12 protein-coding genes, 1 tRNA gene and 7 pseudogenes are annotated in these 25,268 nt (G+C 49.7%); 18 read left to right on the top strand and 2 right to left on the bottom strand.

What is annotated here, in order from left to right:
• Positions 1 to 6 precede the first annotated feature (6 nt).
• Both coaE and AM231_RS17540 read left to right on the top strand, forming a co-directional pair.
• Positions 7 to 606, top strand: coding sequence for a dephospho-CoA kinase (gene coaE, locus AM231_RS17545; RefSeq protein WP_054403836.1), 600 nt, complete (start codon positions 7 to 9; stop codon positions 604 to 606).
• The gene (locus tag AM231_RS17540) at positions 603 to 1,169 is read left to right on the top strand and encodes a lytic transglycosylase domain-containing protein (protein WP_054403835.1); all 567 of its coding nucleotides are present in this window, start codon (positions 603 to 605) and stop codon (positions 1,167 to 1,169) included. Before coaE ends, AM231_RS17540 begins: the two co-directional genes overlap by 4 nt.
• Positions 1,170 to 1,237: 68 nt before the next feature.
• Here AM231_RS17540 and AM231_RS17535 read toward each other — a convergent pair whose 3' ends face one another.
• Complete coding sequence (locus AM231_RS17535; protein ID WP_053492022.1) at positions 1,238 to 1,465, bottom strand: alpha/beta-type small acid-soluble spore protein; 228 nt, start codon at positions 1,463 to 1,465, stop codon at positions 1,238 to 1,240.
• A gap of 148 nt (positions 1,466 to 1,613) precedes the next feature.
• Between AM231_RS17535 and nrdR the strand changes: the two genes are divergently transcribed.
• Together nrdR and AM231_RS17525 are read left to right on the top strand one after the other, a co-directional pair.
• The gene (nrdR, locus tag AM231_RS17530; protein WP_053492023.1) at positions 1,614 to 2,093 is read left to right on the top strand and encodes a transcriptional regulator NrdR; all 480 of its coding nucleotides are present in this window, start codon (positions 1,614 to 1,616) and stop codon (positions 2,091 to 2,093) included.
• 167 nt (positions 2,094 to 2,260) lie between these two features.
• A tRNA-Ala gene (locus AM231_RS17525) sits at positions 2,261 to 2,333 on the top strand.
• Positions 2,334 to 2,481: 148 nt separating this feature from the next.
• Here the strand turns inward: AM231_RS17525 and AM231_RS30535 are convergent.
• Positions 2,482 to 2,685, bottom strand: a complete 204-nt coding sequence (locus AM231_RS30535) for a tyrosine-type recombinase/integrase (protein ID WP_423212932.1) — start codon at positions 2,683 to 2,685, stop codon at positions 2,482 to 2,484.
• Between the two features lie 734 nt (positions 2,686 to 3,419).
• On the opposite strand from AM231_RS30535, the gene AM231_RS17515 reads away from it, so the two are divergent.
• The 14 genes and pseudogenes from AM231_RS17515 to AM231_RS30495 all read left to right on the top strand — a co-directional run.
• On the top strand, positions 3,420 to 4,355 hold the full coding sequence (locus tag AM231_RS17515) for a LytTR family transcriptional regulator DNA-binding domain-containing protein (protein ID WP_054403833.1): 936 nt from the start codon (positions 3,420 to 3,422) through the stop codon (positions 4,353 to 4,355).
• Positions 4,356 to 4,493: 138 nt separating this feature from the next.
• Positions 4,494 to 5,339, top strand: a complete 846-nt coding sequence (locus tag AM231_RS17510; RefSeq protein WP_054403832.1) for an ABC transporter ATP-binding protein — start codon at positions 4,494 to 4,496, stop codon at positions 5,337 to 5,339.
• Positions 5,336 to 6,049 (top strand): ABC transporter permease subunit, encoded by a 714-nt coding sequence (locus AM231_RS17505; protein ID WP_054403831.1) that lies wholly within the window; start codon positions 5,336 to 5,338, stop codon positions 6,047 to 6,049. The genes AM231_RS17510 and AM231_RS17505 overlap by 4 nt, the downstream gene beginning before the upstream one ends.
• Before the next feature lie 1,262 nt (positions 6,050 to 7,311).
• Positions 7,312 to 9,606: a preprotein translocase subunit SecA gene (locus tag AM231_RS17500; protein ID WP_054403830.1), complete on the top strand. Its 2,295-nt coding sequence runs from the start codon at positions 7,312 to 7,314 to the stop codon at positions 9,604 to 9,606.
• 1,097 nt (positions 9,607 to 10,703) lie between these two features.
• A pseudogene (locus tag AM231_RS30530) lies at positions 10,704 to 12,500 on the top strand (condensation domain-containing protein); the annotation flags it as partial.
• A gap of 1 nt (position 12,501) precedes the next feature.
• Positions 12,502 to 17,017: pseudogene (locus AM231_RS30525) on the top strand (amino acid adenylation domain-containing protein); the annotation flags it as partial.
• Position 17,018: 1 nt separating this feature from the next.
• A partial coding sequence (locus AM231_RS29650; RefSeq protein ID WP_242615226.1) for a condensation domain-containing protein occupies positions 17,019 to 18,623 on the top strand: 1,605 nt, incomplete at its 5' end.
• A gap of 87 nt (positions 18,624 to 18,710) precedes the next feature.
• Positions 18,711 to 19,859: pseudogene (locus tag AM231_RS30520) on the top strand (non-ribosomal peptide synthetase); the annotation flags it as partial.
• A gap of 1 nt (position 19,860) precedes the next feature.
• A pseudogene (locus tag AM231_RS30515) lies at positions 19,861 to 20,321 on the top strand (AMP-binding protein); the annotation flags it as partial.
• Positions 20,322 to 20,344: 23 nt separating this feature from the next.
• Positions 20,345 to 20,721: pseudogene (locus AM231_RS30510) on the top strand (AMP-binding enzyme); the annotation flags it as partial.
• A gap of 1 nt (position 20,722) precedes the next feature.
• Positions 20,723 to 22,030, top strand: a 1,308-nt coding sequence (locus AM231_RS29150; RefSeq protein ID WP_242615225.1) for a condensation domain-containing protein, incomplete at its 5' end; no start/stop codon positions are given.
• Positions 21,927 to 24,263: pseudogene (locus tag AM231_RS30505) on the top strand (condensation domain-containing protein); the annotation flags it as partial. The gene AM231_RS29150 and the pseudogene AM231_RS30505, both read left to right, overlap by 104 nt.
• A gap of 1 nt (position 24,264) precedes the next feature.
• A pseudogene (locus AM231_RS30500) lies at positions 24,265 to 24,627 on the top strand (AMP-binding protein); the annotation flags it as partial.
• 120 nt (positions 24,628 to 24,747) lie between these two features.
• On the top strand, positions 24,748 to 25,268 hold a 521-nt coding region (locus AM231_RS30495), incomplete at its 3' end, for a non-ribosomal peptide synthetase (protein ID WP_423212931.1).

Genomic DNA, 25,268 nt, shown 5'->3' with positions numbered 1-25,268 from the left:
AGTGTCATGAATATCGGTTTAACCGGAGGAATTGCAACAGGCAAAAGCACCGTGTCCTCTATGTTGGCCATGAAGGGAGCGCTTCTCGTCGATGCGGATGTTATCGCCCGGGAAGTGATGCTCCCGGGTCATCCGGTGCTGGGCAAAGTGACCGAGCATTTTGGACAAGCGATCCTGCTGGAGGACGGCACATTGGATCGTAAGAAGCTCGGGGAATTGATCTTCAATAACCCGGAAGAGCGGGTAGTGCTGAACGGAATTACGCATCCAGCGATCCGCCAGGAAATCCGGGAACGGACGGAGGCGTTCGAGCTTCAGTATCCCGATCGGCTGGTGGTGGTGGATATTCCGCTGCTGCTTGAGGCAAGGGAACAGTATCCCTATCTGGATGAGATCGTTGTTGTGTATGTTCCGCGGGAACTTCAACTGAAGCGTTTGATTGAGCGAGATGATCTTGCCCGAGAAGCGGCAGAGGCGCGCTTAAGCAGTCAGATGGATATCGAACAGAAGAAGGCTTTGGCGGATATCCTCATCGATAACAGCGGCACCCTGGCTGATACACAGCAGCAGGTGGACAAGCTGTGGCATAGGTTGGTCCTGCAATGAAGTGGCTCCGTAAAAAAAGAGTGCTGCTCCTGTTGTTTATTTCTTTTGTAGCGCTGCTGTACTTAAGCTCCAACTGGATGACGCTGCTCTATCCAATTTATTATAAAGATGAAATCAGAAAGCATGCTGCACATTATAAGGTTGATCCATTCCTGGTGGCTTCCATCATTCGGGTGGAAACGAACTTTAAACCGGGTAAGGAGTCCAAGAAAGGCGCGCTTGGCATTATGCAGCTGATGCCGGACACAGCCAATTGGGCGATGGATATGGCCAAGCTGCCCTCGGTGAATCTGTTGAATGTGAAGAATGAAGTGGATGCGAATATCCAGCTCGGCACATGGTACATACAGAGCCTGCATAAGGAAATGGACGGCAATCCGATTGCTGCCATAGCTGCTTATAACGCAGGGCCCGGGAATGTTAAGAATTGGATCAATAAAGGCATGTGGGATGGCACCTACGAGAATGTGAAGAGTATCCCTGTCGGGGAGACTCGTCACTATGTCCAGCGCGTGATTTATTATTATAATCAGTATACGGATGTCTACAAGGATGGTTTTTAATGTGAAAAAAGAGCGCTGGAAGGCTCTTACCTCGAGCCGCCAACACTCCTTTTTTAATGAAGAATCAATTATTGACCGGAGAATTGACCAGCCAATTGTTGCTCGGCCAGGGTTACAAGACGCTTAGTGATGTATCCCCCGATCGAACCGTTCTCGTAGGAAGTCATGTTACCTTGGTATCCGTCTTGTGGAATGGAGATACCAAGTTCTTGAGCCACCTCATACTTCAATTGCTCAAGAGCAGCGTTAGCGCGAGGAACAACCAGGTTGTTGGAGTTGTTGTTGCTTTGTGCCATGTGTAGTTCACCTCCTTGGGTTGGTAAAAGTATTATGTCTCGGGTTTCGCATTTTCATAACAACAAGAAACAAAGTTTGACTGGTAAATTATTCTGGCCGTTCAATTAACGGCTAAATACGCTTGAAACAAAAGGAAGTGAGTATCGTATGAAGTGTCCATATTGCAGTTATGCCGGAACCAAAGTGCTGGATTCTAGGCCTGCTAACGAGAATAAATCCATCCGCCGCCGCAGGGAATGCGAGCAGTGCAGCAAGAGATTCACGACCTTCGAGATGGTGGAGGAAACGCCGCTTATCGTGGTCAAAAAAGACGGAAGCCGCGAAGAATTCAGCCGCGAGAAGGTACTCCGTGGATTGATCCGGGCTTGTGAGAAACGTCCGGTCTCTGTGGATCAGCTGGATATGATCGTATCGGATGTGGAAAAAGCACTGCGTAATACCGCAGCAGCTGAAGTGGAGAGCCGCCAGATCGGAGAGCTGCTCATGGAGCGGTTGTATCCGGTTGATGAGGTCGCTTATGTTCGTTTTGCGTCCGTATATCGGCAATTCAAGGATATCAATATGTTTATGAAGGAACTGAAGAGTCTGTTGTCCAAAGATATGGATACGGACAGTCAGGAACTCTAAGAGCACCGGTTCCACGATCAAGGTGCTCTTCGGGTGCTCGATTAAGCAAGCCTCATCAGGATAAGTGACATTATATAGAGAAGTAAAAGAGTTGCAGCACGTCTCGAATATTGCAAAAAAATGTTGACATGCCTGCTAAAATTTTATATGATATAGAAGTCGCTTACGGGGCCTTAGCTCAGCTGGGAGAGCGCATCGCTGGCAGCGATGAGGTCAGGGGTTCGATCCCCCTAGGCTCCATAACTAAAGAAACCTTTTGATTGATCCATGGTCACAGGTTTGGTCACAGTATGATTTTTTGTGAAATGTTGGGCTAAATAAAGTATCTGTATTCTTCCCTGTTCTTAATGGAGAATTGATTACTGTGAAGAAGTAAAACCATAATTTATTATTGCCTAACGCTGTGCTGAATAGCGGTCAACTTAAAATAATAAGAATGATATAATGGTTTTATCTCGTCCCACCGCCTACCTCCAAATACTGGATCAATATGATTTTTTAACATATGTGAGTAATTTTCAATGATTTTGAGTTCCAAGTGTTTATTAGCGTATATATACCTCCATTCCTTAACGAATTTGTTAAAAGTCATTTTTTCTGGAGCGATATATTCGCCAGCTTCGACTTCAACCTGGAATTTTGCCAATTCTTTTTCAGCTTATCTTATTCCTGATGCTTTAATTGTTTGCGAGCGTTTTATACGCTTACCATCGGTGCTATATCCAGCTTCAACAATTAATCGGTATGAATTTTTGCCCCTCTTTTCTATACTAGCCATTGATTATCACCTCTAATAGTTCTATACACAAAGTATTGTCAAACCATAATTAAGAGATACTATCAGTATTAAAATTATGAACTTAGAAGGTATTGAGAAACGTTACTTTGAGTACTTCTGATAACCCATAACAAGACCCGCCTTAATGTTAAATGAGGCGGGCTTTTTATGCGCCATAACCCAAAAATTTCATTGTTTAGAAGGCGAGAACAAGTAGATCAAAGAACACTTGGTGAGAAGGACTCGGAGTTGCTGTACTTCGTGACTGCTAAAAAGGCAGAACCCAGTTTATCGGAAAAAATTGATATAGCCTACAAGTGGATCAAGCATACCTGATAGCATAAACTAACCTACTGTCACTCGGTAACGACCAGCAGCTTCCGATATAGCCTGACAGATGGACTCGGATATTAAGTATATGATAAAACGATTTCTTGCTGATATGGCTTAGAGAAACAGATATATTTAAAAAACTGACAAAAAAGTATCCAGGCATTATAATTGTAATATATATACTATAGTGGCACTGACCGGGAGGACGGCACTCCATGCAATTTCAACCAATGTATTATGATGGGGAATTAATTGTACCGAAGATTGAATTAAATATGAGATCGAGCCAATCGATTGGCATTATAACGGACTTAAAGCGAAAGCAGTTTTTAATGAATCAATTAGTGAATCATTCCCAATATTATTTATTTCGAGCTGGGCAAAGCGAGTATATGCGTTTAACCGTGGAAGAGCTCATCACTTTTCTGATCAAAGTAACGGAGAGGAATGAGCATGTCGATTTGTTAATGGATTATTTTTCCTTAAAAGAAGAACGAAAGGTAAAAATCAAGGATCTAAGCTCATCAAAAAGGATGTACGTGACATTGCTGCGTGTCTTTTTTGCGCATCAGCCTACACTTGTACTGGAGGAACCCTATTTTTACTTAGAAGAGCAAGATCGCCGTCAATTTAAACGGATTCTAGATGACCTTTTGAAAGAAAAGCAAGTATTAATTTTAACTTCAAATTTAGAGGATGCCCTTATTTCCTGTGATGCTATTTATCGGTTGAACGAATTCGGATTTCATCAATTGGATATTCGTGACTCCGAAGAGGATAAGCATGAAGTACTGAAACAAGATGAGGCCAATATAACCTTGCAGAAGATATCTACAAAAAGAAATGACAAGATGATTTTATTTAATCCGCCTGAAATCGATTTTATAGAAAGTATAGATGGTTCGATCCTTGTTCATGCAGGTGGAGAGAATTATGACTGTGCTTTAACGCTAACAGAGCTTGAACAGAGGTTGTTAAATTTTGGCTTTTTTAGGTGTCATCGATCCTACATCGTTAATCTGCAAAAAGTAAGAGAAATTATTACATGGACGAAGAATAGCTACAGCTTGCGATTAAATACAGGTAAAGATGCCGTAGTTCCGTTATCTCGTTCAAAATTGCATGAATTAAAAGCACTTCTTAATATTTAATTTCCGGGGAAATATCGAACCAATCAAGCCTTCCATGGTACTATTCAAGCGGTTACAGCTACATTTCGGCGGATTTTGATGGCTGGGAGCATGCAATCTTTATATATTTAAAGCATCAACTCTAAGGAAGTGGTGTCCATGAATGTTATCCAAGTAGAACATATTCGAAAGAGATTTGGAAATAAGGATGCGTTATCGGACGTGTCCTTTTCAATTCCGAAAGGGGAAATTTTTGGTTTCCTGGGTCCGAGCGGCGCGGGAAAAACGACATTAATAAAGATTTTAACAGCGCAAATAAATCCGACAAGCGGACAGGCAAGTGTATTCGACCAGCCAGCGGAGATGATGCATCAGTCTGCACAGAAGATGCGGTTTGGCATTTTGACGGATAACAGTGGTCTATATGAAAGATTAACTATTGAGGAAAATCTAGAGCTGTATCGCCAATTATATGATCTTCCTAGATCTTCGATCGATAAGGTGCTACAGTTTGTAAACTTAAGTGGAGAACGCAAAAAGAAAGTCAGTCTCTTATCGAAAGGGATGCGTCAGCGTGTTATGTTGGCATGCGCGGTGATCCATGAGCCAGAATTATTATTTTTAGATGAACCTACTTCGGCTTTAGATCCAGTAAACTCAGCACATATTTATAAAGGTTTGCGCTACTTAAATCAGAACGGGACAACGATTTTTCTAACTACGCATGATATGGCTGAGGCAGAATTGATATGTAACCGTGTAGCGATTTTGTATCAAGGACAAATCCAAACCATCGGCTCACCCAAGGAGCTTAAAAAACAGCATCGAGAAAACGTAGTTTGTGTTGAATTAATAAATGGGGAAACCTGCGAGCTCCCGATCGATGAGGGGACGGCGGATCAAATAGCCGCTTGGATGAAACGAGGGTTAATTGATCGATTGGAAACAAAAGAGCCAAGTCTAGGTGATATTTTCATTAAAATGACAGGAAGTGAGTTACTATGAGTATCTCATTAAAACGTGCCGGCGCGATATTTGTGAAGGATTATAAAGAATTTTCACGCAATTATGCGGTCTCCATTATGTTGATTTTTCCAATTATCTTCGCATTTCTTCTTCGAGGTACAGGCCCGTCTTTGGTTGGAGCCTTCGGTTTAGTTTTAAATATTTCGTTTGTGATACTAACGAGTTTTGCACAAGCATGCTTGATTGCGGAAGAGAAGGAGCGTAACACTTTACGATCATTAATGATGACGCCGGCTACAACAATGGATGTTTTAATCGGTAAAAGTTCTTTAGTCTTTGTCATGTCTGCTGTTGTTCTGGCTATTGCTACGTATATATATGGCTATGAGCCAGTAGGTATATGGGCGTTTGTGGCAGCAATCATGTTTTCAATTATTCTATACACCGCAGCAGGGACGATATGTGGTTTATTCTCTAAGACGTTGCTTGAAGCATCATTATCTATAATTCCCGTATCCATCGTATTCACTGGGGCGCCATATGCAGGAATGTTACTAGCGGATGATTTTCCGATTTTCAAAGTGCTGGAATATGCACCAAATATTCAACTTGTGCGTTTGCTAAATATAAGCAATACAGCCTCTACGACGGGAGACTTATTAAAACCTCTCCTCATTATTTTGGCATGGGCGGTTGTATTAACGATTGTATCTGTTGTTTTGTATCAACGACGGCTAAAGGATGAGTAGAAAAAAACACAAAGAAGTATCTGACTTTATGCGGAAGTCCGTGCTGCAGTATTCGGGAATCTATGGCACGACCAGTAAGACGATAACCATCGGTAATTAGCGAAGTCGGCGTCATGTCCATCACTTCAAAGAATTCCCCGGTAATTCGGCCCAGATCTACGAGTATTTCGGCGGACGGGACGATTCCGGAGTGCGGCTGGGAATACGATGATCAGCTTCGTGACTGAGGATAACAGCCGAACCTGCTTATGGATTCGTCGATTCGTTTCCGTATCTCGGGCAGTTGGCTCTGTCAGTGCACGACGCCAAGAAGCTCCAGTTCCAGAGTCTTTCCGACAAAGACAAAAGAAGCATGGATGCGGTGCGTTTACAAAAAGTATTATCTGCTGAATGAGAAGTATACGTTGCTGAGACGATCGATTCTTCTTACTTAGAATGACGGATCGAGCTTGTTTCTCTTCCAACTTTAATGTTGCCTACAGTGACTACAAAGGCGCAAGGGGATTGCCAAGACCGCCCACAACGGCCTGGAATGCGCCCCCTTTGCCCCCTCGTCGTGTTGATGAATACGTACGGTGGAGGCATCTGGCATGATACTATTTCTTCATCAGATTCGGCTGCCAATACGCCCAGCAGAACCGAGAGAAGTCATCCACCTGTGGCTAAGTCAAGCCGAACGGACCGCCACGAAAAGGTCAAGTGAAGTAAAGTGATGAGCCTAAAGGGTAAAGGGGAGCGGAACTCTGTTGTTGCAGTTTGTCGTATATTGTTTGCAACTCATCACAACTTGACTAGTCTCCTTGCCTTAGATAGTTACGCTGCTGTTTACCCAACAACAATTAAATAAACCGGTAATCACAGACATTGGAGATTTAACTGCTCTTTTGCTCGAGTATAATCACTAAAAGTGTTGATTTTGTGTTGAACGGTTGATTAGCAGATTTGAATTGTTGACTTTCTCGTCACGGACGGATATACGGAATGGATGCCGCCGAAAAAGCCATATGAGCTGCCAGATATGGCGTTGTTAGGTCAATTTGGCGAATACGTTCTTATGATTTAGGCCGCTCCTTACATGGATTATCCGATGTTCGGCACGTCGTGGTGCTACAGTGAAGGTTGTCAGCGGCTAAGAGTGCAAGTGTACCGTTAATGAAACAAAGGGAGTTTACTCTTGTTCTAAATATTTCCATTGCTATAAAGTTTAATTATAGTAGCTACTATAGAATCGCGTATTTATACCTAGGAGGGATCAAATTCCGATGAATTTAGCCGTTAAGTTGATGCAAAAATTCAAAGGCCGTGATACCCAGAATAAGTTGAAAGTCTATCAGGACAAAGCGGAGCTCATCAGGAAACGGAATTTGGAAGCATGGGACGATCAACAGCTTCAAGCGGAATCCCTCCGGCTGAAAAAGGAAGCAAAATCGGGTGCGCCTTTAGACAAGCTACTTGTCGATGCCTATACGCTAGTCTGCGAGACAGCGAATAGAACGCTCGGATTACGTCCCTACGATGTCCAGATCATGGCTGGCATCGCTCTGCACGAGGGATTCTTGATCGAGCAATATACCGGCGAAGGAAAAACGCTCTCTGCGGTAATGCCTGCTTATCTAAATGCGCTGACCGGCCAAGGCGTTCATGTACTAACCTTTAATGATTATTTGGCAAATCGAGATGCGGAGTGGATGGGGCCGATCTATCGTTTCCTTGGGTTGACGGTACAATCGGTGCAAGCGGGGATGAGCTTGTCCGAGAAACGGGAAGCGTACGCTGCGGATATCACTTATGTTACGGCCAAAGAGGCAGGGTTCGATTATTTGCGCGACACGATCGCACTGAGTGAAGCCGATACCGTGCATCGTCTTTTCCACTACGTCATCGTCGACGAAGCGGATTCGCTTCTGCTCGACGAAGCACGGGTACCGCTAGTCATCGCCGGCGAGCCGGACTCTTCTAAAAGCGACAGCATTCGTTTCGCAGAAGTGGCTCGGCAGCTCAAGCAAGATGAGCATTACGACTTCGACGAGTTCAAGCGGAATGTTTATTTGAATGAAGCGGGCGCTACGAAAGCGGAAGAGCTGCTGGGATGCGGCAATTTGTACGAAAGCCATAACAGTCATTTGTTATCGTCGTTAAATTGCGCGTTGCAGGCGGAATCGTTACTGAAAAAAGACGTCGATTACATAGTTCGGGACGATAAGATCGAGCTGATTGACGAATACACCGGCCGCGTGGCGGAGAATAGGCATTTGCCGGACGGGCTGCAAGCGGCGCTTGCGGCCAAAGAAGGACTGCAGTCCGTAGCTGGCGGGAAAATTCTCGGTACGATTACCCTTCAACATTTCCTTAGCCTATATCCAAAGATATGCGGAATGACGGCTACCGCGCACGTTTCCGCAATGGAATTCGAAGAAATTTATGCGCTGCAGGTCCTACAAATTCCGCCGAACGGGCCTAACATACGGATCGACCATCCGCACCGGATTTATACTCATAAAGAAGCCAAACTTAAGGCGCTTGTACAAGAAATATCGTCTGTACATAGGACGGGACGTCCGATTCTCATTGGTACATCAAGCGTCGAGGAGTCTGACATGCTTGCGGAGGCGTTAGCTGCTGCGGGCGTACCTTGCCATGTCCTGAATGCGAAGAACGACGCAGAAGAAGCCGAGATCATCGCCAAAGCGGGAGAAATCGGTGCCGTGACTGTGTCTACGAACATGGCGGGGCGAGGCGTCGACATTCGGCTCGGCGGCGGTAATCCCACGCAAGCAGCAGTTGTCGCAAAGCTGGGCGGGTTGTACGTCATTGGTACGCATGTGTACGAAAGCGTGCGAATCGACAACCAGCTGCGCGGGCGTTCTGGCCGCCAAGGCGACCCGGGCGCTTCTGTATTTTTCGTAAGCTTGGAAGACGAGTTGATGCTTCGGTTCGGCATCGATAAAGTGATTCCGAACGCCTATCGCGGTCTCAGGCAGGATGAGGCTCTCGAAGAGTCGGTGCTCATTAGCAAAATCACGCATATTCAGCGCGTTATGATGGGCCAAAACTTCCATATCCGCCAGGAACTGAACCATTATTCGGATATGGTGGAGGAACAGCGGCGGATTCTATACGAGCAGCGGCTTGGCATTTTGAAAGGCGAGACGCTGATGAGCCCTTCGGAGCAACGGGTACGGCTTTATTATATCGACAAGTTCTGGGCTGACCATCTAGAATACGTATCTTACATTCGCGAAAGCATCCATTTGACGGGCCTTGTTAACCGCAATCCGATCGACGAATTTCATGCGCAAATCATCCAAGCCTTTGAACAAATTCCGGCAAAAATCAACAACGCATCGGCAAATATGCTCGAAAAGCTCGGGGGTTCGAATGATCCGACGATATGGGAAAAGTTCGGGTTGAAGAACCCTACTTCCACTCGGACTTATATCATCAACGATCAATACTTGGAGTACTTGCAGAATCGCGGTTCATGGACCCCAGGGACGATCATCGCTTATTGGATTCGCAAGATGTTGAGGCCGATCTTCGGATGGGCAAAGTTCTGAGCGGGACGAATATGAGCGAATGCTCGGGTTTATCCTGCGCTGAAGATGTAGAAGTGAAGTTGACGCCGGGTTGATTTCGGACGATAAAAAATACATCGCAAGGACATACAGGTCCTATTGCGCTGTATTTAAAGTTGAAGTACTTTGAATTAATTTGAATCTGATTATTTATCTTGTCCGCTTGGATTTCTCAATTTTATAATCGGTATAAACATACCAACCACTGCCGCCAAAGCTCTGGCGGTTTTTTTGCACTCATTTTGAGAGGGGGATTTATACGCCGATGGCAACAAGCAACATCTGAAGACAGACTGTAACCACCTTTGCATCATCCACTCGTTATTACTTCGGCTCTTCCTTCAAGTGAGCAAGAGGATGAGTTTGCAAGCGGAGAAGCAAATAAGGTTTAAGCATCGGTACAAATTAAAAACGAAGCTATATAAGCAATTCTACGATCTATATAGAATAAGTGGTTTATTTTCCGTATGAAGGTTGATTACCCTTATGAATAACTCTTATTCCAAAAAACTACATATTGTTGTATAATATTGCCTATATTGTACCATGATGAGGTTTGCCCCATAACATGGAAACAGGAATCGTTTGAAATTAATAGTTGTAAATTGTCGAAAACTATAAACAGACAATGCAGGCTGTTTATAGGGATATTTTTTAATTTTCGTGATAGCTGTGGAGCGCTTATGCTCTCTGATCCATAGTATCCGCTGAAGTTGCTCATTAGCTGAAAGGTGCAAGGACATTTCTTCTAGAGATTAATGTTGTTGTAGTTGGGGCTCAATAAACAAGAGCGTTGCAGAACTAATAAACCATTTTATGAGTACGATAGTCTAGCGCGCCAACTTGAGAGGGGGGACATTTAACAGTTCAAGCCAATTGATATATATAAATATTGTAAATAACAGAATGATAGTTTATTGAGTATGTAAATGCATCGCTAGTGGGGAAGTCGTGGAGAAAGGCAACTGCCAGCAATCGATGGATCAGTCGGGGTTGTTCTATTCCTTGCTCACCAAGAAACAAGAAACGGTATAGGCAGTGTAAATCCATTCAATAAATATTTCAGGGGGAAATCATTCATGTTAGATTCAACCAAGTATCCATTAACGAACGCGCAGAAGAGAATTTGGAATACCGAAAAGTTACTACCTAACACAGGATTAAGTGCCCTTTTGTTCTCCTTGAAATTAAAATCTAAAACTCGCTCCATAGATTATGGGCTGTTGAAAAATGCAATTTCTCTTCTGATTGAACGAAATCCTATCTTTCACACCCAAGTCTTTGGAGAAAACGAGCCTGAACAGTATGTTCGAAGTTCTGGAGTCGCCGATTTGAAAGTGATCGATGGATCAACGATGGATGTTGATTCATACACTCTGGCAGAGTCTAGAAAAATAATGACTTTGGAAAACTTAGATTTAGCTCAATTTCAATTGATTGCAATAAGTCAAGTTGAATGTGTCATTCTGATTCGAATGCATCATATTATTAGCGATAGTTATTCGATGGAACTGATTGCAAAGGAAATCATGGATATTTATGGCGGGTTATTGCGAGGTAGCGTTCCCTATCAAACGAGGCCATCTTACATAGAATTTATCAAAAGTGAATTGGAGTATGAAAATTCCGATCGTTTTGTTCAGGATAAAGAATTCTGGCTGCAGGAATTAGAATCCTTTTCCAACGACAGTCAGGATATTCGATATGGCAAACGGTCTGCAAGCACAGCAAGCGTAAGAAAGTCTTTTTCTATTGCGCCTGAGATGTATGATGACATCAGAAGATTTTGCGATGAACATAAGATTACTACTTTTACTATGTTTTTTTCGGCATTGCACTTATACCTGCATAAAGTGACCTCGAACAATGATCAAGTGATCGGAACGTACTATGCCAATCGAACAACTGCCAATGAACAAGAAATGCTCGGCATGTTTGTAAGTACCGTGCCGTTTCGAATGTCTATTGAGGGCAAGAAAGGCGTATTGTCCTTTATTCAAGCTGTTTTTGAGAAAAAAAACGTTATCGCCGAGCGTCAGAAATATCCCTTTAACCTGCTTGTTCATGAATTTCGTCAAAACTACAAGCACACCAATCCATTGTTTCGTGCAGCGATGGAATTCCGAAGAGTTTCTATTTTTGCGAACGATTTATTCCAGTATGAACTGGATCATGTTTTCGGAGGTCACGAAGAGAACGAACTATTGGTCAGAGTGCAGCATACGAAATCAAAAAATCATTTAAGAATGGACTTCGATTATCACACCGCTTTATTCTCCGACGATGATATTACCCTGATGTATTCCCATATCTCTAATCTGATCCAACAGATTATCCAAGATCCCCATCAATCGATTGATGAACTCGATATGATTACTTCCGAAGAAAAAACAAAATTGTTGATCGATTTTAACGACACGAAGGCTGAGTATCCGAAGGACAAAACTATCCACGCGGTGTTCGAGCAGCAGGCGGAACGGACGCCGAATGTAGCGGCGGTCGTATTTGAGTCTGCGCGAATGACGTATAGGGAGCTGAACGCGAAGGCGAATCAACTGGCGCAAGCGCTGCGGTCGCGTGGCGTCGGATCGGATCGGATCGTGGGGATTATGGCGGAGCGCTCGGTGGAGATGATCGTGGGGATACTCGCGATCCTCAAGGCCAGCGGGGCGTACTTGCCGATCGACCCGGCGTATCCGGCAGAGCGGATCGCGTACATGCTGGAAGACAGCGGGGCTGATCTGCTGCTTGTATACGGGGACGTGGAAGTACCGCCTGGGTATCCGGGACAGGTGCTGAATCTGGAGGACGCGTCGCTGTACGCAGGCGACACCTCGAACCTGCCAGCGGCAAGCGGGCCGAACGACATGGCGTATNAGGATCGACGGCCGAAAGGGGTCATGATCGAGCATCGCAACGTCGTTCGGCTGCTCTTTAACGACCGCAGCCTGTTCGATTTCGGCGCGGGCGACGTCTGGACGATGTTCCATTCGTTCTGCTTCGATTTCTCGGTATGGGAAATGTACGGCGCGCTGTTGTACGGGGGCAAGCTGGTTATCGTGCCGAAACAGACGGCCCAGGAACCGCGGTTGTTTGCCGAGCTGTTGGAACGCGAATGTGTGACGATTCTAAACCAAACGCCAACGGCGTTCTACAGTCTGATCCATGAAGTGTGCGACAAGGAAACGAAGCGGAATCTATCTGTCCGTAAAGTGATATTTGGCGGGGAAGCGCTGTCTCCCGCGCAACTGGAACCGTGGGCGAAGGCGTATCCCGATGCGCTTCTGATCAACATGTACGGCATTACGGAAACGACCGTGCACGTCACGTACAAGGAAATTACCGCCGAGGATATCCGGACGAACATCAGCAATATCGGCAAACCGATCCCTACGTTGTCGGTCATGATTCTAGACAAGAATGGACGCTTTGCCCCTCTGGGCGTAGCCGGGGAAATGTACGTAGCCGGGGCAGGCGTGACGCGCGGATACTTGAACCGTCCAGAGCTGACGGCGGAGAAGTTCGTAGACAATCCGTTCGAACCTGGTGAGCGGATGTACCGGACGGGAGACCTGGCCAGATGGCTGCCGGACGGGAACCTGGAGTACCTGGGGCGGATCGACGAGCAGGTGAAAATCCGAGGGTACCGGATTGAGACGGGCGAAATTGTACACCGTCTGCTGCAGCACGCGGACGTGAAGGAAGCGGTGGTCATTGCCCGGAAGGACGAGCGAGACGAGGCTTACCTTTGCGCGTACGTGGTTAGCGGAGCATTCGATGCATCTGAATTGCGTTCATATTTGAAGAAGACGTTGCCGGATTACATGGTGCCGTCGTACTTGGTAGAAGTGGAGCGGATTCCGCTGACAGCCAATGGCAAGGTGGACCGGAAGGCGCTGCCGGAACCGCAAGGGCTGGTGCAGGCGGGAGGTGAATACGTCGCGCCGCGGAGCGAGACGGAAGCGAGGCTGGCGGCAATTTGGCAGGACGTGCTGGGAGTTGAACGGGTTGGAGTTGAGGATCACTTCTTCGAATTGGGAGGCGACTCGATTAAAGCGATCCGTCTGATCGCAAGGATGGAACAGGCGATCGGTCAAAAGTTGAACATCAACAATCTGTATCAGTTTCCGACGATCGCGCTCTTCCTGGCTAATCTTTTATCCGGCGAGCGGTTGCCGGATTTGGCGGTTTACGAACGAGCGCTGGCCACGGATATGGAGAAGCTGCGGGAGCAAATCTTGTCCGGCCCCGCATCGCTGGCGGGGGAGGTCGAAGACTTCTATCCGATGAGCGATATTGAGCAAGGGATGATTTTTCACTCCCTCATGCAATCGGAGGATGCGGTATATCACGATCAGTTTGTATATGGGCTTAAGGACCAGCGCTTCCAACTGGAAAGATTGAGGGAAGCATTGCGTTTTATGGTCCAGAAGCATCCGATCTTAAGAACCGATTTTTATCTAGAGACGGATGCTTATCCCGTTCAAATCGTGCGCAAACACGTGGAAGCCCGCATTGGGCTGGATGATTTGACCGGACTGAGCGGGAACGATCAAGACGATTTCGTGAAGCGTTGGATGGAGGAAGATCGCAAGCGTCCGTTTGACATCGGGACGGCTCCTCTTTGGCGGATGCACATTTTTTTATTAGGCGGTGGCCGCCTGTATTTGAGCTGGATTTTCCATCATGCCATCTTGGACGGCTGGAGCCTCGCATCGTTCATGACAGAGCTGCTAAACGTTTACGGAGCGCTGGGGGCCGGGACATCTGACTGGCATGCAGTGGCCGCATTGAAGAGCACGTACAAGGATTACGTGATCGAACAGCTCGCGGATAAAGATCACCTCGATTTTCAAACGTTTTGGCAAGAGGAATTGAGAGAGTACAAACGGCTGGAGTTCCCTGAACCGATAGCATCAGGTCAAGCACAGAGCCGTAATCATTATGTTACGCATTTTTTTGATGATTTTAGGATGGAAGACCTCAAGCTTTTTGCGAGAAACAGCGGAACAAGTCTGCGTTCCATCTGTTTTGCGGCGTATTTGTACAGTCTCTCGATGTTTACCTACGACAATGAAGTTTTAACCGGTCTCGTAGAAAATGGACGTCCCGTTCGTGAAGACGGCGATAAAATACTGGGTTGTTTCCTAAATACCGTGCCGGTGCAAATGAAGATCGATATGCAGATGTCCTGGCTGCAGTGGATTCGGAGCGTTCATGCCAAATGCATGGAGATGAAAAACTATGGAAGATACCCGTTGCAGGACATTATGCGCGCAGCGGGAGAAAGGACTGATAGTGGCAACCCGTTTTTCGACACCCTGTTTAACTTTATTGATTTTCATATCTATGAGTCCATACCTGAAGAGTCGTTGATTCCTGAGCTTTCGGCGAATTTGAGCTATGATCGCACGAATGCCAAAATGGACTTCACCGTATCGATCACATTCAACGAACTGATGGTAAGGATCGGATCCTCCTATCGGCAAGAGGACGTGCATAGTGTATTGCTGTATTTTGAGCGAGCATTACGCACGATGATGGCCGATTCAAATCGAATGATCCAAAGCATCGATCTCCTCGAGGAAGAAGAGAAGCGTCAGCTGCTGACGCTTTTTAACGACACGAAGGCGAATTATCCGAAGGACAAAACGATTCACGCGCTGTTTGAGGAACAGGCAGAGCGGACGCCGGAAGCGGTGGCAGTCGTTTTCGAGTCTGCGCGAATGACGTATGCGGAGCTGAACGCGAAGGCGAACGGGCTCGCACGGGTGTTGCGCGGCCGAGGGGTCGGAGCAGACCGGATCGTGGGGATCATGTCGGAGCGTTCACTTGAGATGGTTGTGGGGATCCTTGCGATTTTGAAAGCCGGCGGCGCGTACTTACCGATTGACCCGTCGTATCCGGCGGAGCGAATCGCGTATTTGTTAGCAGACAGTGGTACCGATGTTTTGCTGACATTCGGCTGCGAAACCGTACCGGCCGGGTATGCCGGCGCGGTGCTCGATCTTGCGGATTCCCGCTTATATGATGCGAATACTTCCAGCCTACCGCCGTCGTCGACATCTTGCCATGCGCTTTATGTCATCTATACTTCGGGCACGACGGGGACTCCGAAAGGGGTTGTCATGGAGCATCGAAGCATCGTTAATTTGCTGGAATCTCAAAAGAGCCAAACGGCGCTGGCGTTTGCTCGTACGTTGCAGTTTGCCGCTTTCAGCTTTGACGTTTGCGCGCAGGAGCTGTTTTCCGTCTTGCTGTCCGGCGGCACGCTGTTTGTTACGGATGAAGAAATGAAGCGCAATCCGCATCGATTAATCGAGTACGTTCGCACCCATAAAATCCGTACCGTCTTTTTACCGACCGCTTATTTGAAGTACGTCATTTCCGACCGGAATTTGTGTCGGGATTTGCTGGAAACGATAGAACATCTCGTTGTCGCCGGAGAGCAGCTCGTTTTGGACGATGATTTCGTTCAGACGGCCCGCCATATGAATGTGCTTGTCCATAACCATTACGGCCCAACAGAAAGCCATGTCGTATCGACCTATACGATGGGCGCGGACAACGGCTATTCGCTTCTGCCGCCAATCGGATCGCCTATTAAGAATACAGCTTTGTACATTGTGAACCGCTATAACTGGCTGCAGCCGATCGGGGTGCCGGGGGAGCTGTGCATCGCGGGAGATAGCTTGGCGCGGGGTTACTTGAACCGTCCAGAGCTCACGGCAGAGAAGTTCGTGGACAATCCGTTTGAACCTGGCGAGCGGATGTACCGGACGGGAGACCTCGCCAGATGGCTGCCGGACGGGAACCTGGAGTACATGGGGCGGATCGACCAGCAGGTGAAAATCCGGGGGTACCGGATCGAGACGGGTGAAATCGTGCACCGTCTGCTGCAGCACACGGACGTGAAGGAAGCGGTGATCGTCGCCCGGAAAGACGAGTGGGGCGAAGCGTATCTGTGCGCGTACGTGGTGAGCGTGGGAGTATTCGATGCGTCCGAGCTGCGTTCGTATTTGAAGCGCAGCGTGCCGGAGTACATGGTGCCTTCGTATCTGGTGGAAGTGGAGTGGATCCCGCTGACGGCCAACGGCAAGGTGGACCGAAAGGCGCTGCCGGAGCCGCAAGGGCTAGTGCAGGCAGGAAGCGAATACGTGGCGCCGCGAAGCGAGACGGAAGCGAAGCTGGCGGCAATTTGGCAGGACGTGCTTGGCCTTTCGCAGCCGGTGGGCATCCGTGACAACTTCTTCGAGCTGGGCGGCCACTCGCTCAAAGCGACGCAGCTGGTGTCGCGTATCCAGAAGCAATTGGATGCGAGTGTGCCGCTGGGCGAAGTGTTCGCAAGCCCGACAGTAGAGGAGCTTGCGGGGTATTTGGAAGTGGCGGCGGTNAAGCTGGCAGAGATTTGGCAGGACGTGCTTGGCCTTTCGCAGCCGGTGGGCATCCGGGACAACTTCTTCGAGCTGGGTGGGGACTCGATTCGAGCTCTCCGTCTGATCGCGAGGAAGGAGCAAGCGATTGGGCAAAAAACAAATCTCCATCATCTGTACCAATATCCGACGATCGAGTCCTTCTTGGCGAACCTTTCCACGAGCGATCACTTGGACCTCGCGGCTGCCGAACGGGCGTTAGCGGCCGATATGGAGAAGCTGCGGGACCGAATCTTGTCCGGCCCCGCATCGCTGGCGGGCGAAGTTGAGGACTTCTATCCGATGAGCGATATTGAGCAAGGGATGATTTTCCATACCCTCATGCAATCCGAGGAAGCGGTATATCACGATCAGTTTGTATATGGGCTCAAGGACGAAGGCTTCCAACTGGAGAGATTGCGGGAAGCATTGCGTTTTATGATCCGGAAGCATCCGATCTTACGAACCGATTTTTATCTGGAGACAGATGCTTATCCCGTTCAAATCGTGCGCAAGCACGTGGAGGCCTGCATCGGGCTGGATGATTTATCCGGACTGAGCGGGAACGATCAAGACGATTTTGTGAAGCGTTGGCTGGCGGAAGATCGCAAGCGTCCGTTTGACATCGGGACGGCGCCACTTTGGCGGATGCAGGTCTTTTTGCTCGGCGGGGGCCGCTTGTATTTAAGCTGGATTTTCCATCATGCCATCTTGGACGGTTGGAGCGTCGCGTCGTTCGTGACGGAGCTGCTGAACGTATACGGGATGCTGGGCGCCGGGACATTCGACCGGCATGCAGAGGCCGCTTTGAAGAGCACGTATAAGGATTATGTGATTGAACAGCTCGCGGTCAAAAATCGTCTCGATTTCCAAACGTTCTGGCAGGAGGAATTGAGGGAGTACAAGCGGCTGGAACTCCCGGAGGCGGTACAATCAGGCTTGAAACAGAACGGTGTGTATACGCACGCCTTGGAAAACGGGTTGCTGGAAGATCTCAAGTATTCGGCGAGGAATAGCGGTACAAGCCTGCGTTCCATCTGTTTTGCGGCGTATTTGTACAGTCTGTCTATGTTTACCTACGACAATGAAGTATTAACCGGACTCGTAGAAAATGGACGGCCTGTTCGTGAAGACGGCGATAAAATACTGGGCTGTTTCTTAAATACGGTGCCGGTGCAAATGAAGATCGATGAGGAAATGACATGGTTGGAATGGATTCAGAACGTTCACGCCAAATGCATGGAGATGAAAAACTTCGGAAGATATCCGCTGCGGGATATTATGCGCGCAGCAGGCGTGACGTCTGATGATGGCAACCCGTTTTTTGACACGATATTCAATTTTGTTGATTTTCATATTTACGAATCTTTGCAGGAAACGTCAATCATCTCGAATGGTCCGCCGGGATTAAGCTATGAGCGTACGAATACCAAATTGGATTTTTCCGTATCGACCACCTTCAATGGGCTGGCGCTAAGAATCGTATCTTTCTATCCGGAAGAGGTCGTCCTCAAGCTGCTTCAGTATTTTGAGCGAGCATTACGTATGATGGCAGCTGAGCTAGGAAATTTGCACGCAGAGGAGTAGTTATTCTGAATATTCAATATGAAAGATTTGTCTTGTCAGTAGTCAATCTAGCGGAATGCTTATGCCAAAGTGAAGGGAGAGTTGAGAATGGCTGCGGGTAAAATGACCATAGGTTCGAGTAGGACGATCCTAAGCGACGATTTTCTCGAGAAAGAAGAGAGGCGTCAACTGCTGGAGACGTTTAATGATACAAAGGCCGACTATCCGAGGGACAAGACGATCCACGCGCTGTTTGAGCAGCAGGCGGAAAGGACGCCGGAAGCTGCGGCACTCATATTCGAGTCTGCGCGAATGACGTATGGAGAGCTGAACGCGAAGGCGAACCAGTTGGCGCAAGCGCTGCGTTCGTGTGGCGTCGGTGCGGACCGGATCGTGGGGATCATGGCGGAGCGCTCGGTGGAGATGATCGTAGGGATCCTCGCGATTCTGAAGGCGGGAGGCGCGTACTTGCCGATCGACCCGGCGTACCCGGCGGATCGGATCGCGTATATGCTGGAAGACAGCGGCGCAAGACTACTGCTCGTATATGGGGACGTGGAAGTACTGCCTGGGTATCCGGGACAGGTGCTGAATCTGGAGGACGCGTCGCTGTACGCAGGCGACACCTCGAACCTGCCAGCGGCAAGCGGGCCGAACGACATGGCGTATGTCATCTATACATCAGGATCGACGGGACAGCCGAAGGGGGTCATGGTCGAGCATGTTTCGCTGGTGAATTTGTCGACATGGCACTGTCGTTACTTTGAAGTGAGGGATACGGACCGCGCGGCGCAGTATGCGGGATTCGGCTTTGATGCTGCTGTATGGGAAATATTCCCTTATCTCGTGAGCGGGGCGGCGATCTATTTGGTCAGTCCGCATATTCGTATGGATCTCGAGGCGTTAAGCCGGTTTTACCAGGAGAATGGGATTACGGTCTCGTTTCTGCCGACGCCGGTATACGAGCAGTTCGCGGAGCAACCCGGTCATTCTCTTCGCGCGCTGCTTACCGGCGGCGACACATTAGGGAAAACGAAGAGATCCGGGTATCGGTTATCCAACAATTACGGACCAACGGAGAATACGGTGGTTGCGACCAGCGGCTGGGTAGAAGCCGAAGAAGGGGTTCCTTCAATCGGCAAGCCGATACAGAACGTACGGATTTATGTGGTGAATAAATCGAACAAGCTAGCGCCGATCGGGGTGCCGGGGGAGCTGTGCATCGCGGGAGACGGCTTGGCACGCGGGTACTTGAACNTTCTGCCGACGCCGGTATACGAGCAGTTCGCGGAGCAACCCGGCCATTCTCTTCGCGCGCTGCTTACCGGCGGTGACACATTAGGGAAAACAAAGAGATCCGGGTATCGGTTATCCAACAATTACGGACCAACGGAGAATACGGTGGTTGCGACCAGTGGCTGGGTAGAAGCCGAAGAAGGGATTCCTTCAATCGGCAAGCCGATACAGAACGTACGGATTTATGTGGTGAATCAATCGAATCAACTTCAGCCGATCGGAATGCCGGGGGAGCTGTACATCGCGGGAGACGGCTTGGCGCGCGGGTACTTGAACCGTCCGGAGCTCACGGCGGAGAAGTTCGTGGACAACCCGTTTGAACCTGGTGAGCGGATGTACCGGACGGGAGACCTGGCCAGATGGCTGCCGGACGGGAATCTGGAGTACATGGGCCGGATCGACGAGCAGGTGAAAATCCGGGGCNGTGCACCGTCCAGCACGCGGACGTGAAGGAAGCGGTGGTCGTCGCCCGGAAAGACGAGCGGGGAGAAGCGTACCTGTGCGCGTACGTGGTGAGCGTGGGAGAATTCGACGCATCCGAGTTGCGTTCGCATTTGAAGGCTAACATGCCGGAGTACATGGTGCCGTCGTATCTGGTAGAAGTGGAGCGGATTTCGCTGACGGCTAACGGGAAGGTGGACCGGAAGGCGCTGCCGGAGCCGCAAGGGCTGGTGCAGACGGGAAGCGAATACGTCGCGCCGCGAAGCGAGACGGAAGCGAAGATGGCGGCAATTTGGCAGGACGTGCTCCGAATCGAACAAGTTGGGATCCAAGACAACTTCTTCGAGCTGGGCGGCGATTCGATCAAAGCGATCCAGATCGTNTCGTGTCCAGGCTCGGAAGGCCTAAAGCTAGTGGTCCGGGATATGTTCACGCATCCGACGATCGAGGAAGTCAGCCGATATCTTCAGGTCACGACCCAGGCAGCAGCCGAAGAAGGGACTGTGGAGGGCGAGGTCGAGCTTAGTCCGATCCAACGTTGGTTTTTCGAGCAACGTATCTCACAAAGCCATCATTGGAATCAGGCGATGATGCTGTACCGCGCGGACGGTTTCCGGGAAGCGCTCGTGGAGGAAGTCGCGGTCAAGCTGACGGAACACCACGACGCGTTGCGGATGGTGTACAGGCAGGAAGCAGGGGAAATCGTGCAGATGAATCGGGGGACGGAAGGCCAAGCATTCCGCCTGCATGTATTTGACGTCTCAGCGGAAGCGGACGTCAGCGCGGCGGTCGAGCGCGAGGCGACGCTGGTTCAGCAGGCAATGAATCTGGAAACCGGTCCGTTGATGCAGCTTGGATTGTTCCGGACAGGCAGCGGCGATCATCTGCTGATCGCGATTCATCACCTTGTCGTAGACGGGGTGTCCTGGAGAATTTTGTTGGAGGATTTCGCAGCGGGATACGAGCAGCGGCTGCGGGGCGAGGTTGTCGCCTTGCCGGGCAAAACGCATTCGTACCGGACGTGGTCGGAGCGGATGGGGATCTATGCACAGAGCCGTGAACTGCTGAGGGAAGCTGCATATTGGCGGCAGGAGCAAAGCGCCAACGTACAACCGCTCCCCAAGGACGGGGAAGGCGGCGGAGCCCGTACATGGGCGAGCAGCACAAACACAGCGATTAGCTTAAGCGAGACGGAAACGAAAAACCTGCTGATGGGAACGCACCATGCGTACAAGACCGAAATAAACGACGTGCTGCTCGCAGCGCTCGGTTTGGCCATGCAGGAATGGACGGGGCACGAGACGCTGGCCGTTCACCTGGAAGGCCATGGCCGGGAAGAAGTATTGGATGACGTAGACGTGACGAGAACGGTAGGTTGGTTTACGAGTATTTATCCCGTGGTCTTCGAATTGAACAAGGCGGAAGGGATATCCTACTGGGTCAAATCGTTCAAGGAGAAGCTGAGACGAATTCCGAACAAGGGCGTGGGATACGGCGTGCTGAAGTATATGACGCCTGCGGAGAAAAGCGGCATTGGAAGCGGAATGTTGCCGGAAATTCAACTACTTGGGACAATGGGATCGGGAAATGGATGCCGGGGCCATGTCGATGTCTGGTCTACCCACTGGGGTTCAGGTGAGTCTGCAAGCGGAACGGGCTTGTGCGCTGGACATTGTAGGAAACGTGATTGACGGAAAACTGACGCTGAGCGTGACGTACGACAAGCAGGAGTACCGCGAAAGCACGATGCAAGCATTGATGGCCAATTACAAGAAGCAACTGCTTTCGGTTGTCGCGCATTGCATGCAGCAAACCGAAACTGAGCTGACTCCGAGCGATGTGGGCAGCGTATCAATGCCGCTAGTCACTTTCGATACACTTCGCAAGCAATTGGCAAGTAGCGGCAGCGGCGAGATGGTTTCCATGTACCCGCTGTCTCCGATGCAAGAAGGCATGCTGTTCCAAGCGTTAAGGGAGCCACAGTCGTCCGCGTATTTCGAACAAATGTCGTTTGTGATTCAAGGGTCGCTGCATGAAGCTTATCTGGAGAAGAGCCTCTCCCTTCTGCTGGAACGGCACGATATTTTTCGAACGGTGTTTATGTATGAGGAATTGGAAAGGCCGTTGCAGATCGTAATCAAAAAGCGCAATCCATCGATCGTTTTCGAAGATTACACAGGGTTAACGGAGGATGAAATCAAGATCAGCGTGGAGCGGTTCAAACGAGCGGATCGGGAACAAGGGTTCGATCTCACGAAAGATGCGTTGTTGCGATTTGCTGTATTGAAGACGGGAGAGAGCCGGTACGAGATCGTTTGGAGCCACCATCATATCCTGATGGACGGCTGGTGCATGGGCATCGTCTTGAAAGAGTTCTTCTATATGTATACGCAGCTTTGCAGCGGCCAATCGATAGATTTGCCTGCCGTGAAGCCCTATATCCACTTCATCGAGTGGTTGGAAGAGCAGGATCGCGAAGAAGCGCTGGGCTACTGGAGAGATTACTTGTCGGGGTACGAGCATCGGGCGGCGATCCCTGCAAGCGGAAGTCGTAGCAATGACCCGTACGCGCTGGGAGAAATTCATCATTCGTTCTCGGAGACATTGACCGAGCGTTTGACGAAATTGAGCAAAGGCCATCAGGTTACGATGAACAGCGTGATGCAGACGGCATGGGGCATGTTGCTGCGCAGCTACAATAATATCGATGACGCGGTGTTCGGTGCGGTCGTATCTGGGCGTCCTGCGGAAATCGAGGGCGTCGAGAATATGGTTGGGCTGTTTATCAACACGCTGCCCGTTCGACTAAGCCCGAATGAACGTGTGGACACGTTTATCGAAACGGTCAAACGGTTACAGCAAAGAGCGAGGGATTCGGAGAAATACGATTACATTTCATTGGCCGAGATTCAAGCGCAATCGGATCTGAAACAAAACTTGATCGACCATCTGTTTATCTTTCAGAACTATCCGGAAGTTTACGAAATAAGCGGGCAATCCGAGAATCAGGATTTTCAGATCACGGATATTCAAATGTTCGAGCATACCAATTATTCATTAAGCGTGACGATGCATGTACATGCGAGCCGGCTCGCCATCAAAATCGATTTCAATGCGTCGGAACATCGCAGGGATAACATCGAACGATTCATCAGCCATTTGGAGACCATTCTGGAGCAAGTGTCGGCACGGCCGGACATACGGCTGGACGAGATCGAGCTAGTCGGGGAAGAAGAGAAGCGTCAGCTGCTGGAGACGTTTAACGACACGAAGGCGGACTATCCGAAGCACCAACCGATTCACGCGCTGTTCGAGCAGCAGGCGGAGCGAACGCCGGAAGCGGAGGCGGTCGTATTCGAGTCTGAACGGTTGACGTACGGGGAGCTGAACGAGAAGGCGAACCAACTGGCGCAAGCGCTGCGTTCGCGTGGCGTCGGAGCGGACCGGGTTGTGGGGATCATGGCGGAGCGTTCGCTTGAGATGGTCGTGGGCATTCTCGCGATTCTGAAGGCAGGTGGTGCATACTTGCCGATCGACCCGGCGTACCCGGCGGATCGGATCGCGTACATGCTGGAAGACAGCGGCGCCGATCTTCTGCTTGTATACGGTGGGAATGCGGAAGTGCCGTCTGGGTTTGCAGGAGAGGTGCTGAACCTGGTGGACGCGTCGCTGTACGCAGGCGACACCGCGAACTTGCCAGCGGCAAGCGGGCCAAGCGATCTGGCATACGTCATCTACACGTCGGGATCGACGGGACAGCCGAAAGGGGTCATGGTCGAGCACGGCGGCTTAACGAACATGATGGTTGCACTGCATAGCAAATATCCTTGCGGGGAAGAGGAAGCTTATTTGCTGAAGACGAGCTATACGTTCGACGTGTCCTTGACGGAACTGTTCGGCTGGATACCAGGCGGAGGGAAAGTGNTCGTGGCGGCACGCCGAGAGAGATCCACGGGAGCTGCTCCAGATCATTGGCGATAACCGGGTGACGCATATCAACTTTGTACCTTCCATGCTGCAGCTGTTCATGGCGGAGGCGGAAACGAGCGGGGGAGCAGCTCCATCGTTGCAGTACCTGTTTATCGCGGGCGAAGCGTTCCCGGCGGAGATGGCACGGCGAGCTTGCCAGCAGTGGCCGCATGCCCGAATTGAGAACATCTACGGGCCGACGGAGGCCACGATCTACGCGACGCAAGAGGCGGTTACTACGCATACGGAGAAGGCTGGAATCGGCAAACCGCTGCCGAACGTTCGTACGTATGTCGTTGGCCGGGCGAACAAGCTGCAGCCGATCGGGGTGCCGGGGGAGCTGTGCATCGCGGGATACGGGTTGGCGCGCGGTTACTTGAACCGTCCGGAGCTGACCGCGGAGAAGTTCGTGGACAATCCGTTTGAACCTGGCGAGCGGATGTACCGGACGGGAGACCTGGCAAGATGGCTGCCGGACGGGAACCTGGAGTACATGGGGCGGATCGACGAGCAGGTGAAAATCCGGGGGTACCGGATTGAGACGGGCGAAATCGTGCACCGTTTGCTGCAGCACGCGGACGTGAAGGAAGCGGTGGTCGTCGCCCGGAAGGACGAGCGAGACGAGGCTTACCTGTGTGCGTACGTGGTGAGCTGCGGTACATTTGATGCATCTGAATTGCGTTCGCATTTGAAGCGCAGCCTGCCAGAGTACATGGTGCCGTCGTATCTGGTAGAAGTGGAGCGGATTCCGCTGACGGCTAACGGCAAGGTGGACCGGAAGGCGCTGCCGGAGCCGCAAGGGCTGGTGCAGGCGGGAAGCGAATACGTGGCGCCGCGAAGCGAGACGGAAGCAAAGCTGGCGGAGATTTGGCAGGATGTGCTTGGCCTTTCGCAGCCGGTGGGCATCCGGGACAACTTCTTCGAGCTGGGCGGCCACTCGCTCAAAGCGACGCAGCTGGT

The sequence above is a fragment of the Paenibacillus solani genome (assembly GCF_001277345.1).
Taxonomy (GTDB): Bacteria; Bacillota; Bacilli; order Paenibacillales; family Paenibacillaceae; genus Paenibacillus_AQ; species Paenibacillus_AQ solani.
This window is presented reverse-complemented; position numbering and strand designations above follow the sequence as displayed.